This is a genomic window from Streptomyces sp. LARHCF249 (genome assembly GCF_052871255.1).
Genome location: NZ_JBIXJQ010000013.1, coordinates 89680 through 104076, shown reverse-complemented (window position 1 = coordinate 104076; position 14397 = coordinate 89680). Strand labels below are relative to the sequence as shown.

At 70.3% G+C, this 14397-nt stretch carries 11 protein-coding genes; all 11 read right to left on the bottom strand.

What is annotated here, in order from left to right; translation table 11 throughout:
• Positions 1-28: 28 nt before the first annotated feature.
• The 11 genes from pgi to uvrC all read right to left on the bottom strand — a co-directional run bounded on the left by pgi (position 29) and on the right by uvrC (position 14231).
• Positions 29-1684 carry a glucose-6-phosphate isomerase gene (gene pgi, locus ACIPUC_RS30945; protein WP_446593795.1) on the bottom strand — a complete coding sequence of 552 codons (1656 nt, stop codon included), beginning with the start codon at positions 1682-1684 and terminating at the stop codon, positions 29-31.
• Between the two features lie 151 nt (positions 1685-1835).
• Positions 1836-2171 carry an RNA polymerase-binding protein RbpA gene (locus tag ACIPUC_RS30940; RefSeq protein WP_007263454.1) on the bottom strand — a complete coding sequence of 112 codons (336 nt, stop codon included), beginning with the start codon at positions 2169-2171 and terminating at the stop codon, positions 1836-1838.
• 183 nt (positions 2172-2354) lie between these two features.
• Positions 2355-2585 carry a preprotein translocase subunit SecG gene (gene secG, locus ACIPUC_RS30935; protein ID WP_374778246.1) on the bottom strand — a complete coding sequence of 77 codons (231 nt, stop codon included), beginning with the start codon at positions 2583-2585 and terminating at the stop codon, positions 2355-2357.
• 138 nt (positions 2586-2723) lie between these two features.
• Positions 2724-3512, bottom strand: coding sequence for a triose-phosphate isomerase (tpiA, locus tag ACIPUC_RS30930; RefSeq protein WP_446593692.1), 789 nt, complete (start codon positions 3510-3512; stop codon positions 2724-2726).
• A 6-nt stretch (positions 3513-3518) separates the two neighbouring features.
• Complete coding sequence (locus tag ACIPUC_RS30925) at positions 3519-4730, bottom strand: phosphoglycerate kinase (protein ID WP_446593691.1); 1212 nt, start codon at positions 4728-4730, stop codon at positions 3519-3521.
• A 139-nt stretch (positions 4731-4869) separates the two neighbouring features.
• Positions 4870-5874, bottom strand: a complete 1005-nt coding sequence (gene gap, locus ACIPUC_RS30920; RefSeq protein WP_446593690.1) for a type I glyceraldehyde-3-phosphate dehydrogenase — start codon at positions 5872-5874, stop codon at positions 4870-4872.
• A 208-nt stretch (positions 5875-6082) separates the two neighbouring features.
• Complete coding sequence (locus ACIPUC_RS30915) at positions 6083-9052, bottom strand: M14 family zinc carboxypeptidase (RefSeq protein WP_446593689.1); 2970 nt, start codon at positions 9050-9052, stop codon at positions 6083-6085.
• A gap of 157 nt (positions 9053-9209) precedes the next feature.
• A complete protein-coding gene (gene whiA / locus ACIPUC_RS30910) occupies positions 9210-10205 on the bottom strand; it encodes a DNA-binding protein WhiA (protein ID WP_030009075.1) in 996 nt (331 codons plus the stop codon).
• Positions 10196-11251 (bottom strand): gluconeogenesis factor YvcK family protein, encoded by a 1056-nt coding sequence (locus ACIPUC_RS30905; RefSeq protein WP_446593688.1) that lies wholly within the window; start codon positions 11249-11251, stop codon positions 10196-10198. Before ACIPUC_RS30905 ends, whiA begins: the two co-directional genes overlap by 10 nt.
• On the bottom strand, positions 11248-12195 hold the full coding sequence (rapZ, locus tag ACIPUC_RS30900; RefSeq protein ID WP_446593687.1) for an RNase adapter RapZ: 948 nt from the start codon (positions 12193-12195) through the stop codon (positions 11248-11250). Before rapZ ends, ACIPUC_RS30905 begins: the two co-directional genes overlap by 4 nt.
• Positions 12192-14231 (bottom strand): excinuclease ABC subunit UvrC, encoded by a 2040-nt coding sequence (gene uvrC, locus ACIPUC_RS30895; RefSeq protein ID WP_446593686.1) that lies wholly within the window; start codon positions 14229-14231, stop codon positions 12192-12194. Before uvrC ends, rapZ begins: the two co-directional genes overlap by 4 nt.
• Positions 14232-14397: the final 166 nt, after the last annotated feature.

Below are 14397 nucleotides of genomic sequence, written 5' to 3'. Positions count from 1 at the left end.
GCGGAGCGACGAGTGACGAGCGCCGAGGTCAGCCGCGGCCGCGCAGCTCCCGGTACGTGGCCACCAGCGCCTTCGTCGACGCGTCCAGCCCCGGTACGTCCGCGCCCTGGGACAGCGCGGGCTCGACCCGCTTCGCGAGGACCTTGCCGAGCTCCACGCCCCACTGGTCGAAGGAGTCGATGTTCCACACCGCGCCCTGGACGAACACCTTGTGCTCGTACAGGGCGATCAGCTGCCCCAGCACCGCCGGGGTGAGCTCGGGGGCCAGGATGGTGGTCGTCGGGTGGTTCCCCCGGAACGTCTTGTGCGGGACCAGCGATGCGGGCGTGCCCTCCGCCCGCACCTCCTGCGCCGTCTTGCCGAAGGCCAGCGCCTGGGTCTGCGCGAAGAAGTTCGCCATCAGCAGGTCGTGCTGGGCCGCGAACGAGGGCTCCAGCTCGGCCACCGGGCGCGCGAAGCCGATGAAGTCCGCGGGGATCACCTTCGTCCCCTGGTGGATCAGCTGGTAGTAGGCGTGCTGCCCGTTGGTTCCGGGGGTGCCCCACACCACCGGACCCGTCTGCCACTCCACCGGATTGCCCTCGCGGTCCACCGACTTGCCGTTGGACTCCATGTCCAGCTGCTGCAGGTAGGCGGTGAACCGGGAGAGGTAGTGGCTGTACGGGAGGACCGCGTGCGCCTGTGCGTCGAAGAAGGCTCCGTACCAGATGCCCAACAGGCCGAGCAGCAGCGGGGCGTTCTCCTCCGGCGGCGCGGTGCGGAAGTGCCGGTCCATGGTGTGGAAGCCGCCCAGCATCTCCCGGAAGGCGTCCGGGCCGATCGCGATCATCAGCGAGAGCCCGATGGCCGAGTCGAAGGAGTAGCGGCCGCCGACCCAGTCCCAGAACTCGAACATGTTGGCCGGATCGATGCCGAAGTCGGTGACCTTCTCGGCGTTGGTGGACAGCGCCACGAAGTGCCGTGCGACGGCCGCCCGGTCACCGCCCAGCCCCGCGAGCAGCCACTCGCGCGCCGACGTGGCGTTGGTGATGGTCTCGATGGTGGTGAAGGTCTTGGAGGCGATGATGAACAGCGTCTCGGCGGGGTCGAGGTCGCGCACGGCCTCGTGCAGGTCGGCGCCGTCCACGTTGGACACGAAACGCACCGTCAGTGCGCGGTCGGTGAAGGCCCGCAGGGCCTCGTAGGCCATCGCGGGACCCAGGTCGGAGCCGCCGATACCGATGTTGACGACGTTCCTGATGCGCTTGCCGGTGGAGCCGGTCCACTCCCCCGACCTGACGCGGCCGGAGAAGGACGCCATCTTGTCCAGGACGGCGTGCACCGCGGGGACGACGTCCTCCCCGTCGACCTCGACGACGGCGTCCGCGGGCGCGCGCAGGGCGGTGTGCAGCACCGCGCGGCCCTCGGTCGTGTTGATCTTCTCGCCGCGGAACATCGCCTCGCGCAGCTCGGCCACGCCCGCCGCCGCGGCCAGTTCGCGCAGCAGCGTCAGCGTCTCGTCGGTCACGAGGTGCTTCGAGTAGTCGATGTGCAGGTCCCCGACCCGCAGGGTATAGCCGGCGCCCCGGCCCGGATTCTCCTCGAACAGCTCCCGCAGATGCGTCTGGCCGAACTCTTCCCGGTGCTTGCCGAGTGCCAGCCACTCCGGCATCCGGTTGAGCTTCGTACGGCTGTCTGCGTTCATCTCGGACATCAACCCACTTCTTCCGTCCTGTCGTGCCCCGCCGATCACCAACTTAAGGGATCCGATGCGGACCAACGCACACAAAGAGGCCCGGTCCGTCGGAGATGTCTCCAACGGGACCGGGCCTCAGGGCACATGACTTCGAAGTCGTTCAGATCTCGCCGCGGAGCTTGGCGAGGGCCTCGGCGAGGATCGCCTCGCCGTCGGCGTCCGTGCGCCGCTCCCGTACGTACGCCAGGTGCGTCTTGTACGGCTCCGTACGCGGCGGCGCGGGCGGGTTGTCCCGGTCCTGGCCGGCCGGGAACCCGCAGCGCGGGCAGTCCCAGGTGTCCGGCACCTGCGCGTCGCTGGCGAAGCTCGGCTGCGTCTCGTGCCCGTTCGAGCACCAGAAGGAGATGCGCAGGCGGGGCGCGGACTCGCCGCGCTCGGCCTCGCCCATCGGCCCCGCTCCGACCCGGCTACCACGGATCGCGTTGCCACTTGCCACGGTCGTAACTCCCTGCGTGATGGTGCCGCGGAGCGTGAGTGGAATTTCCGCCGCGGGCGCCCAAGTCTACGTAAGGCCCAACGCACGTCCAGTGACCGGAGTTACTGATTCCAGATCCCTGGACGCCGGAGGCTCAATGATAGGCCGGGCGGAGCCGACCGGACTGCCGGATGGCCAGAACGGTCAGCTGCTCGACTTCATCAGGAGGCCGAGCGCGAGGATGCAGGCGAACCACAGCAGACCGACCACGACGGTGATGCGGTCCAGGTTCCGCTCCGCGACGGAAGAACCGCCGACGGACGACTGCATGCCGCCGCCGAACATGTCGGAAAGGCCGCCGCCCTTGCCCTTGTGCATCAGCACGAGCAGCATCAGCAGGGCGCTGAAGACGATCAGGGCGATCGAGAACCCCATAATCACGGCTGATTCCTACTTTCTGGCTTTTCTGGGCTTTCCGGCTTTGCTGGGATGTGCGCGGGGGCCAGTGGCTGCTGTCCAGCCTCCTGGCCCCCGCAAGGGTACGACGGATCCGCCCTACCGCATACTCGCCGTCTACTGGTCGCGGAAGCGGACGATCTTGACGAACTCGTCCGCGTCCAGCGCCGCGCCGCCGATCAGGGCGCCGTCGACGTCGGGCTGGGCCATGATCGCCGCGATGTTCCCGGACTTCACCGAGCCGCCGTACTGGATGCGGACCTTGTCGGCCAGCTCCTGCGAGTACAGCTCCGCGAGACGGCCGCGGATCGCCCCGCAGACCTCCTGGGCGTCCTCGGGGGTGGCGACCTCGCCGGTACCGATGGCCCAGACGGGCTCGTACGCGATCACGATGGACTCGACCTGCTCGGCGGGGACGTCCTTGAGGCCGCCGTCGACCTGCTTCAGCGTGTACTGGACCTGCTGGCCGGCCTTGCGGATGTCCAGGCCCTCGCCGACGCACAGGATCGGGGTGAGCCCGTGCCGGTAGGCGGCCTTGACCTTGGCGTTGCAGAGCTCGTCGCTCTCCTCGTGGTACTGACGGCGCTCGCTGTGGCCGACGGCCACGTACGTGCACTTCAGCTTCGCCAGCATCGAGCCGGAGATCTCGCCGGTGTAGGCGCCGGCGTCCTGCGCGGAGATGTCCTGGGCGCCGTACTTGATCTTCAGCTTGTCGCCGTCGACCAGGGTCTGGACCGAGCGGAGGTCGACGAAGGGCGGCAGGACCGCGACCTCGACGGCGTCGTAGTCCTTGTCGGTGAGGGCGAAGGCGAGCTTCTGGACGTGGGCGATGGCCTCGAGGTGGTTGAGGTTCATCTTCCAGTTGCCCGCCATCAGCGGGGTGCGGCCGTTTTCAACTGCGGTCATTACGGGTCAGCCCTCCAGGGCGGCGAGGCCGGGGAGCGTCTTGCCCTCGAGGTATTCGAGGGAGGCGCCGCCACCGGTGGAAATGTGGCCGAAAGCCTTCTCGTCGAAGCCCAGCGTACGCACGGCCGCGGCCGAGTCGCCGCCGCCGACGACGGTGAAGGCGTTGCTGTCGACCAGGGCCTGCGCGATGGCGGTGGTGCCGCCCGCGTAGTCCGGGTGCTCGAAGACGCCGACCGGGCCGTTCCAGAACACGGTCTCGGCATCGGCGATCTTGGACGCGTAGAGCTCGCGCGTCTTGGGGCCGATGTCCAGGCCCTCCTTGTCGGACGGGATGCCGTCCGCGTCGACCGTCTCGAAGACGGCCGGGGTCTTGCCCTTGAGGTCGGGGAAGTCCGCCGAGACGAGCACGTCGACCGGGAGGACCAGCTCGACGCCGGTGTCCTTCGCGCGCTGCATGTACTCGGTCACCTTCGGGATCTGGTCCTCCTGGAGGAGGGAGATGCCGACCTCGTGGCCCAGGGCCTTGAGGAAGGTGTACGCCATGCCGCCGCCGATGAGGATGCGGTCGGCCTTGCCGAGCAGCTGGTCGATGACGGCGAGCTTGTCGGAGACCTTGGCGCCGCCGAGGACGACCACGTAGGGGCGCTTGACCTCGTCGGTCAGCTTCTTCAGGACGCCGACCTCGGTGGCGATGAGGTAGCCGGCCGCGTGCGGGAGGCGGGCGGGGAGGTCGAACACCGAGGCGTGCTTGCGGTGGACGGCGCCGAAGCCGTCGCCGACGTAGACGTCGGCGAGCTCCGCGAGCTGGTCGGCGAAGGCGCCGCGCTCGGCGTCGTCCTTCGCCGTCTCACCGGGGTTGAAGCGCAGGTTCTCGATGACGGCCACCTGGCCGTCGGTGAGGGCCTCGACGGTCTCCTTGGCGGAGGCGCCGACGGTGTCGGTGGCGAACGCGACGTCCGCACCGAGCAGTTCGCCGAGGCGCTTGGCGGCCGGGGCGAGCGAGAAGGCCGGGTCCGGGGCACCCTTGGGGCGGCCCAGGTGCGAGGCCACGATGACGCGGGCGCCGGAGGCGGCGAGCTTCGCGATCGTGGGCTGGACGGCGCGGATGCGGCCGTCGTCGGTGATGCTGCCCTGGGCCAGCGGGACGTTGAGGTCGGCGCGGACGAAGACCCGCTTGCCCTTGACGCCCTCGGCGAGCAGTTCGTCGATCGTCTTCATGTGTTTCTACTCCTTTGAACCCTTCTCGCGAAGGGCGAGGAAGGGAGAACGAGACAAGCGACAGGGCCCGTGCGGCGCTTCGTCGCGCAGCCCGGACCCTGTACTCACATCGTGGTGCCTACCTTAGAACCAGGTGACCTTAGAGCTGGCCACCGACGAAGACCGTGAGGTCCACGAGACGGTTGGAGTAGCCCCACTCGTTGTCGTACCAGCCGACGATCTTGACGCTCTTGCCCTGGACCATGGTCAGGGAGGAGTCGAAGGTGCAGGACGCGGGCCAGTTCACGATGTCGGAAGAGACGATCGCGTCCTCGGTGTAGTCGAGGATGCCCTTCAGCTGGCCCTCGGCGGCCTTCTGGAACGCGGAGTTGACCTCGTCCTTGGTCACCTCGCGCTCCAGCTCGATGACCAGGTCGGTCACGGAGCCGGTGGGGACCGGGACGCGCATCGCGATGCCGTCGAGCTTGCCCGCCAGCTCCGGGATCACCAGCGCGGTGGCCTTGGCGGCACCGGTGGTGGTCGGGATGATGTTCTCGGCGGCGGCGCGGGCGCGGCGCAGGTCCGAGTGCGGGAAGTCCAGGATGCGCTGGTCGTTCGTGTAGGCGTGGACCGTCGTCATCATGCCCTTGACGATGCCGAAGTTCTCCAGGAGGACCTTGGCCATCGGCGCCACGCAGTTGGTGGTGCAGGAGGCGTTGGAGATGACGTGGTGGTTGGCCGCGTCGTACTTGTCCTGGTTGACGCCCATCACGATCGTGATGTCCTCGTCCTTGGCCGGAGCCGAGATGAGGACCTTCTTCGCGCCGGCGGCGATGTGCTTGGCGGCGTCGGCCTTCTTCGTGAAGATGCCGGTCGACTCGATGACGATGTCGGCGCCCAGCTCACCCCAGGGGAGGTTCGCGGGGTCGCGCTCGGCGAAGGTCTTGAAGGTGTTGCCGCCGACGGTGATGGTGTCGTCGGTGTGGGAGACCTCGGCCTTGAGGCGGCCCAGGATGGTGTCGTACTTGAGCAGGTGCACCAGGGTGGCGTTGTCAGTCAGGTCGTTGACACCGACGATCTCGATGTCCGCTCCCTGCTCAAGGAGCGCCCGGAAGTAGTTGCGGCCAATTCGGCCAAAACCGTTGATGCCTACGCGGATCGTCACGAACCGATCTCCTCGTTGGTGCGCCGGTAAGTGCGCCGGCGAGCTGTATGGGATGTCCCCGACCGCTTACGACCCTACCTCTCCGTGAGCTTTTGAGTGACATCGGCCGGAGCCTGACACGCCCCGAGGCCCCCTGCCGATTGCTCGGCACGGGACCTCGGGGGACTTTCTCCCCGTCACTCAGGGTGAGCCCGGTGAGGGCCCCTGATCAGCGGTTCAGCGCCCGAAGCGCCTTACCGACGAGTACGGCACGGTCAGCCGCCGCCGGCACGTGCTCCAGGCCGAAGCCCAGCAGGACGGTGTCACGCGTAGTCACCGCCGCATAGGACTTGAACAACTCCCCTGAGCGGGACCAGTCGCCCGGAACTTCGGGGCTTCCGGCGGGTGCGCCCTGGGCGGTCCAGTCGCCGAGCGAGGTCTCGAACCCCTCGACGGGCTGGTCGGTGCCGCCCACGTTCAGGCGTGCCTCGTCCGCGAAGACGCCGCGGCCGCCCGAGCCCCCGTCGGTGATGTAGGAGAGCGAGACCTCGACGGTCTTGCCCGCGTACGCGCTCAGGTCGAAGGAGACCTGCTTCCAGCCGCCCGAGGACGCCGTGAAGCTGTTCCACGCCCCGCTGGTGCCCTTCGGGGCGCAGGCGCCGGCCTCGAGGGTGAGGTAGCGGCGCAGGAACGGGTGGCCGTTCACGAAGAACCCCGCCCCGCAGTCCTGGGGAACGGCGGTGCTGCTCAGGCCGCCCGCGTCGGGCAGGGTGGTCCAGTCGTCGCCGCCGGCGGTACGCGCCTCCAGCGCGGCGTGGTCGTAGCCCTCCTCGACGTTCCAGCTCAGCGCGAGCTTCAACTGCGGCTTGTCCGCGGCGGAGACCTTGGTGAGGTCGATCGTGCGGGTCAGCCGCTTCCAGTCGTCGTCCTCGTGGAGGGCGGAGGCCATCTGGCTGCCGGCGTAGGGGGCGTACGGGTTGACGACCCCGCCGAACTGGCCGGCCTGCGCGCTCTTGAACTGCGGGAACTGCGCGGGGGCCAGGGTCTCGGAGGTCACCGTGTACGAGCCGGGGGCGTCGAGCGGGTTGCCCGCGGCGTCGCCGAGGCCGCCCTTGGCCCCGTTCAGGAACCCGGCGCCGGTGAAGCCGGTGGCGCCGCTGACGCTCGTACGGCCGTAGGCGCCGAGCCAGTACTGGCTGAAGTCGTCGGTCACGGCGCGGCCGACCTGGGCGTTGCCGCCCGCCAGCTCACCGGCCTCGATCAGCTTGCCGCCCTCGTTGAGGAAGTCGCGGACCGCCAGCTGGGTGTCTCCGCCCGGGGTGACGGCCCCGGTGTAGTGGAGGGCCGTGCGGAAGTGGGAGAGCACCCCGAGGTGGTGCGGCGCCCCCTGGGTGGCGACGTCCCAGACCGCCGCCGACCTGCCGTTGGCGCGCAGAGCGTCGACGTAGCTCTGCGCGTGCTGCGCCTTGGCGCCCTCCTCCGCGATCACCAGCACCTCCGCGCGCGGCCGCTCGGCCACCGTGTACGTGAAGTGCTCGCTGGAGACCTGCTTGCCGGAGCCGTCGCGGCCGGTGAACCAGACCTCGACCTTGTCGCCGGGCTTCGCGCCGTCCACCTCGGCCCGGTACTCGTCGAACCAGTTGTTGTCCTCGCCGCCGTAGACGTCGCCGCCCTTCCAGGCCTTGAGGTCCTCGTCGTGCGTACGGCCGCCGTTGATCCGGAAGTTCAGCTCCTTGTCCTTCAGCGCCTTGCGCGCCGTGACGGAGACCTTCTGGTCCTCGCCGCGGGCCGCGTAGGAGGTGGTGAAGGGGTCCAGGGTGAAGTCGGCGGCGCTCAGGCCGACGACGGACGCCGGACGGTCCGGGTGCGCGGCGCTCTCGCCGACGGACAGGGCGAAGGGGACGTTCTTGGCGAACTCCGCCTGGATGAGCTTCTCGTCGTCAGGGAAGTTGAAGCCGGAGGCGCAGTCCTCGGGCTTCCACCGGTCGTTCGGGTCGATCTCGGAGGCCGTCTGGCAGGTGGTCATCTCCGGCGTGAACATCATGATGCCGTTGACGTTGGAGGCGTGGCCGTCGGCCTCGCCGTTGGTGGTGTAGAGCTCGGAGGACACCTGCGGGTAGTAGCCCGGGACGGCGGGGTTCTCCGGGGTGCCCGCGAGCGCCTTGTAGGCGACGTCGTCCGGCGTGTCGGTGGCCACCTGCCAGCCCACGCCGTAGAGCAGCAGCTCGGCGGCGGAGTGGTAGTTGATGGCGTACGCGAAGCCGATGCGCTTCTGGAAGGCGTCGAGGGCGGCGGTCTCGGGCTCGGAGCCGGCCTTGGGGCCGCGGTAGGTCTCGCTCGCCTGGCTGGGCGAGGAACCCTCGTTGTCGTAGCCCCACTTGTAGGCGAAGTTGCGGTTGAGGTCGACGCCGTCGACGGCGGTGTGCTTGCCGTCGCCGTTGTTGTCGCGCATGTTCTTGCGCCACAGCCGCTCGCCGTCGGGGGCGTGCGTGAAGTCGTACCCGTCGGGGTTGGCCGTGAGCAGGAACCACAGCTCGGTGGAGTCCACCAGCTTGGTGATCTGCGGGTCCTTGCCGTAGTTGTCGACGGTGTGGTGCATCAGCCGCCGGGTCATCTCCGGGGTGATCCACTCGCGGGCGTGCTGGTTGGACATGTAGAGCACGGCCGGCTTGTCGCCGTCCTTGGTCTTCCTGGCGTTCTTGGTGACCTTGAGGGCGAGGATGTCCTTGCCCTGGACGGTCTTGCCGATGGAGACGACCTTGGTGAGCGCCGGGTTCTGCCGGGCGGTCCGCAGGATCTCCTCCTGGAGTCCGCCCTTGCCGCTGTACGGGCGGAACACCCCGTCCCCGGCGGCCTTGGCACGGGCGAGTCCCTCGCCGGGGACCTCGCGTTCGGCGAGCTTGACGCCCTGCGCGGCGAGCTTCTCGGCCTGGTCGCCGGTGAGGAAGAGCTCGACCTTGGCGGTACCGCTCTCCGGCGCGCGTTCGCTCAGCTCGTGAGCGTCCTGGCCGGCGGCGAGGACCAGCGGGACCTGCTCCTTGGTGATGTCGGCGTCGTAGACGCGCACTTCGGCATCGGATGCGGCGCCGGGTGCGGCGCCGGAGCCGGGCTGGGCCTGCGCTGCCACGGGCAGCGCGGCGAGTGCGGTGCCGAAGACCAGTGCGCTTGCGGCGAGGATCGATCTCGCTCGGTGCCTCATATGCCCCCCTGGGCGTCGTCTGCCACGAAAGTGTCCGGACGAAAGGCTCACGACCAGTCCATGCCCATGTCAATGGGGCCTGGTGCGGGAAGGGGGCCCGCACGAGTGATCGTGCAGACCCCCTCCAGCGCGGGTACGGCCAGGTCAGCGGACCCGGTCAGCCGGCCATGTTGTCGGCCATCTCCTCGCTGAGATCGAGGTTCGACTCGGTGCCCGGGATTCCGAGGTCTTGGGCCCGCTTGTCGGCCATCGCCAGCAGACGGCGGATCCGGCCCGCGACCGCGTCCTTGGTGAGCGGCGGGTCGGCGAGCGCGCCGAGCTCCTCGAGGGAGGCCTGCTTGTGCTCCATGCGCAGCCGGCCCGCCGCGGCGAGGTGCTCGGGGACCTCCTCGCCGAGGATCTCCAGCGCGCGCTGCACCCGGGCACCGGCGGCCACGGCGGCCCGCGCCGAGCGGCGCAGGTTGGCGTCGTCGAAGTTGGCCAGGCGGTTGGCGGTGGCGCGCACCTCGCGCCGCATCCGCCGCTCCTCCCAGGCCAGCACCGACTCATGGGCGCCGAGACGGGTCAGCAGGGCGCCGATCGCGTCGCCGTCGCGGACCACGACCCGGTCGACCCCGCGCACCTCGCGCGCCTTGGCGGCGATCGAGAGCCTGCGGGCGGCGCCCACCAGGGCCAGGGCGGCCTCCGGACCGGGGCAGGTGACCTCCAGGGAGGAGGACCGGCCCGGCTCGGTGAGCGAGCCGTGGGCCAGGAAGGCGCCGCGCCAGGCCGCCTCCGCGTCGCAGGTGGCCCCGGAGACGACCTGCGGGGGCAGACCCCGGATCGGGCGGCCGCGGCCGTCCACGAGGCCGGTCTGGCGTGCCAGCTGGTCTCCCCCGGCCACGACCCGGACCACGTAGCGGCTGCCGCGGCGCAGACCGCCGGGAGCCATGACCACCAGGTCCGAGGAGTGGCCGAAGATCTCGAGGATGTCCTTGCGCAGCCGTCTGGCCGCGATCCCGGTGTCGAGCTCCGCCTCGATGACGATGCGGCCGCTCACCAGGTGGAGGCCGCCCGCGAACCGAAGGATCGCCGAGACCTCCGCCTTCCTGCAGCAGGTCCGGGTGACCGGGAGGCGGGAGATCTCATCCTTCACCGCGGGCGTCATCGCCATGGGCCGATCCTTCCATGCATCCGAAAAATACGGTCGTACGCGGCGGCGAGCAGCTCCGGATCGTGCTTCGGAGACCCGTCTTCCCTGGCCACGGGCGCCAGCTCGACCGCGGCACCGAACCGTTTTGCGGCATCGGCGAGGGACTCGCGGTCGGGCACGGCGGCCTCGTCGGCCAGCACCACGTCCAGGGCGAGTTTAGGGGCGTGTCGGGCCAAAACCTCCAAATGACGCTGCGGAGAGAAGCCCTCTGTTTCGCCGGGCTGCGGCGCGAGGTTCAGCGAGAGCACCCGGCGGGCCTTCGTCTCGACCAGCGCGTCCAGCAGTTCCGGCACCAGCAGGTGCGGGATGACGGAGGAGAACCAGGACCCCGGACCGAGCACCACCCAGTCGGCGTCCAGGACCGCCGCGACGGCCTCCGGCACGGCCGGCGGGTCGGCGGGCACGACCTGTACGGAGTGCACCTCGCCCGGCGTCAGGGCCACGGTGGCCTGTCCGCGGACGGTGTCCACCTCCTCGGGCCGGGCCGGATCGTGCCCCTTGACCAGGGCCTGGAGCTCCAGCGGCACCGCCGACATCGGCAGCACCCGGCCTTGGGCGCCGAGCAGCCTGCCCACCAGGTCGAGGGCCTGGACGGGGTCGCCGAGCTGTTCCCACAGGGCGACGATCAGCAGGTTGCCGACGGCGTGCCCGTGCAGGTCGCCCTGGGACTGGAAGCGGTGCTGGATGACCCGGGCCCAGGTCTGGCCCCAGTCGTCGTCTCCGCACAGCGCGGCCAGCGCCTTGCGCAGGTCGCCGGGCGGCAGCACGCCGAGCTCCTCGCGGAGCCGGCCGCTGGAGCCGCCGTCGTCGGCGACTGTGACCACGGCGGTGAGGTCACCGGTGATGCGGCGCAGGGCGGCGAGGGAGGCCGACAGGCCCTGGCCGCCGCCGAGTGCGACCACCTTGGGCGTGGCGCCGCGCCGGCGGCCGGAGCGGCCCGCGCCGTCCTCGCCCCGTCCCGGGGTGAGGCGGCGCAGGCGGCTCAGCCGCGGGGTCCGTGCGATCACTCGCGCCCCATGTCCCGGTGGACGACGACGGTCTCGACTCCCTCGGAGGCGAGGCGGGCGGCGAGCTTCTCGGACACGGCCACGCTGCGGTGCTTGCCGCCCGTGCAGCCGACCGCGATGGTCACGTACCGCTTGCCCTCGCGGCGGTAGCCGGTGGCGATGAGCTGGAGCAGCTCGGTGTAGCGGTCGAGGAACTCCTTCACGCCCGGCTGGCTGAAGACGTACCCCGACACCTCCTCGTTGAGCCCGGTGAAGGGGCGCAGCTCCGGCACCCAGTGCGGGTTGGGGATGAAGCGGCAGTCGACGACGAGGTCGGCGTCGACGGGCAGGCCGTACTTGTAGCCGAAGGACATGACGGTGGCCCGCAGCTCGGGCTCCTCGTCCCCGGCGAACTGGGCGTCCATCTTGGCGCGCAGCTCGTGCACGTTCAGGCTGGAGGTGTCGATCACCAGGTCGGCGTCGCCGCGCAGCTCGCGCAGCAGGTCGCGCTCGGCGGCGATGCCGTCGGTGATGCGCCCGTCGCCCTGGAGCGGGTGCGGGCGGCGGACCGACTCGAAGCGGCGGACCAGCGCGTCGTCGGAGGACTCCAGGAAGACGATGCGGCGGGTGACGCCACGGCTGTCGAGGTCGGCGAGGGACTCGCGCAGGGCGTCGAAGAACTGGCGGCCGCGGACGTCGACGACGACGGCGATGCGCGCCACGTTGCCCTGGGAGCGGGCGCCGAGCTCCACCATGGTGGGGATCAGCGCCGGGGGCAGGTTGTCGACGACGAACCAGCCGAGGTCCTCCAGACACTTGGCCGCCGTGCTGCGGCCGGCCCCGGACATCCCGGAGATGATCACCAGCTCGGGGATGGCCGCCTCGGCGGTCTCGCCGGGCTCCGCTGTCGTGCCCGTACTCACCTGTGCTCCGTCTCGGTCGTGCGCGGTCTCGTGCTCGGTCATTGCTCGGTCCCCCGTTCGGACGATGTCTCCCAGCCACCGCTGGGAGGTGCCCCCACCCGCTGGGCGGGGTTCTCATCCTCAATGATCTCTCCTGTGGCCGTGTTGACGGCAGGACCGGCGGGAACCGACCGGGCGAGGGCCACGGCCACGGCCTCGGCCGTCTTGCGGCCTATGCCCGGGACCTCGCAGATCTGGTCGATTGTCGCCTGTCGGAGCTTCTTCACCGAACCGAAGTGCTTGACCAGGGCCTGCCTGCGACTCTCGCCGAGGCCGGGCACCTCGTCCAGCGCGCCCGCCTTCAGGCGCTTTCCGCGCTTGTTGCGCTGGTACCGGATGGCGAAGCGGTGGGCTTCGTCACGCACCCGCTGGAGCAGGTAGAGGCCCTCGCTGGTCCGGGGCAGCACGACCGGGTCGTCCTCTCCCGGCAGCCAGACCTCCTCCAGCCTCTTGGCCAGACCGCACACGGCCACGTCGTCGACCCCGAGCTCCTCCAGGGCCCGTTTGGCGGCGGCGACCTGCGGCTGCCCGCCGTCGACGACGACGAGCTGCGGCGGGTAGGCGAAGCGCTTGGCCCGCCCGTCGTCCTCGGGCGCCTCGGGTGCCTCGCCCTCCTGCGCCTCCCACTCTCCGGTCTTCAGCTTCTCCTGGAGGTAGCGGCGGAAGCGGCGGGAGACCACCTCGTGCATGGAGCGGACATCGTCCTGCCCCTCGAAGGTCTTGATCTGGAAGCGCCGGTACTCGCTCTTGCGGGCGAGCCCGTCCTCGAAGACGACCATGGAGGCCACCACGTCGTCGCCCTGCAGGTGCGAGATGTCGAAGCACTCGATGCGCAGCGGGGCGCTGTCCAGCTCCAGGGCCTCGGCGATCTCCTCCAGGGCCCGGGAGCGGGTGGTGAGGTCGCTGGCGCGCTTGGTCTTGTGCAGGGCGAGGGACTGCTGCGCGTTGCGGTGGACGGTCTCCATGAGGGCCTTCTTGTCGCCGCGCTGCGGGATGCGCAGGCTGACGCCCGACCCCCGGCGCTCGGCGAGCCACTGGCTCAGCGCGGGCGTGTCCTCGGGCAGCGCGGGGACCAGCACCTCCTTGGGGACGGACTCGCCGGTCTCCTCCCCGTAGAGCTGCTGGAGGGCGTGCTCGACCAGCCCGGCGGTGTCGACGGCCTCGACCTTGTCGGTGACCCAGCCGCGCTGGCCTCGGACCCGGCCGCCGCGCACGTGGAAGATCTGCACTGCGGCCTCGAGCTCGTCCTCGGCGACGGCGACGAGGTCGGCGTCGGTGGCGTCGGCGAGCACCACGGCGTTCTTCTCCATGGCCCGGCGCAGCGCCCCGATGTCGTCGCGCAGCCGGGCGGCCTTCTCGTACTCCATCTCCTCGGCCGCCTCGTGCATCTCCTTCTCCAGCCGGGAGAGGTAGGTGCCGGTGCGGCCGGCCATGAAGTCGCAGAAGTCCTCGGCCAGTTCGCGGTGCTCCTCGGGGGTGACCCGGCCGACGCAGGGCGCGGAGCACTTGCCGATGTAGCCGAGCAGGCAGGGCCGGCCGATCTGCGCGGACCGCTTGAACACCCCGGCGGAGCAGGTGCGCACGGGGAAGACCCGCAGCATCAGGTCGACGGTCTCGCGGATGGCCCAGGCGTGCCCGTACGGGCCGAAGTAGCGCACGCCCTTCTTCTTGGGCCCGCGCATGACCTGGACGCGCGGATACTGCTCGTTCATCGTCACGGCGAGGGAGGGGTAGCTCTTGTCGTCGCGGTACTTGACGTTGAACCGCGGGTCGTACTCCTTGATCCAGGTGTACTCGAGCTGGAGCGCCTCGACCTCGGTGGACACCACGGTCCACTCGACGGAGGCGGCCGTCGTCACCATGGTGGCGGTACGGGGATGCAGGCCGGCGATGTCCTGGAAGTAGCTCGCCAGGCGCTGGCGCAGGCTCTTGGCCTTCCCGACGTAGATCACCCGACGGTGCTCGTCGCGGAACCTGTACACCCCCGGGGAGTCGGGGACCTGTCCCGGCTTGGGTCGGTAACTGGAAGGGTCGGCCATGCCAACCACCCTACTGGCGCGCACCGACAACGGAGCGTGCCGTCAGCGCCCCGCCCGTCCCGCCTCACACGCCGGCGGGGCCGGATGTGGCCGAGCCGGCCGTCTGCCTGCCTGCCGAAATCCAGCCCGCCGCGTGTGGGGCGCGGGGTCTGGGGCGGAGCGCCAG

Bases quoted from the DNA above. Each gene is read 5' to 3' on its own strand.
- secG (WP_374778246.1), bottom strand. From the start codon at position 2,585: ATGGGGTTCTCGATCGCCCTGATCGTCTTCAGCGCCCTGCTGATGCTG.
- pgi (WP_446593795.1), bottom strand. From the start codon at position 1,684: ATGAACGCAGACAGCCGTACGAAGCTCAACCGGATGCCGGAGTGGCTG.
- rapZ (WP_446593687.1), bottom strand. From the start codon at position 12,195: ATGACCGAGCACGAGACCGCGCACGACCGAGACGGAGCACAGGTGAGT.
- ACIPUC_RS30915 (WP_446593689.1), bottom strand. From the start codon at position 9,052: ATGAGGCACCGAGCGAGATCGATCCTCGCCGCAAGCGCACTGGTCTTC.
- ACIPUC_RS30925 (WP_446593691.1), bottom strand. From the start codon at position 4,730: ATGAAGACGATCGACGAACTGCTCGCCGAGGGCGTCAAGGGCAAGCGG.
- uvrC (WP_446593686.1), bottom strand. From the start codon at position 14,231: ATGGCCGACCCTTCCAGTTACCGACCCAAGCCGGGACAGGTCCCCGAC.
- whiA (WP_030009075.1), bottom strand. From the start codon at position 10,205: ATGGCGATGACGCCCGCGGTGAAGGATGAGATCTCCCGCCTCCCGGTC.
- tpiA (WP_446593692.1), bottom strand. From the start codon at position 3,512: ATGACCGCAGTTGAAAACGGCCGCACCCCGCTGATGGCGGGCAACTGG.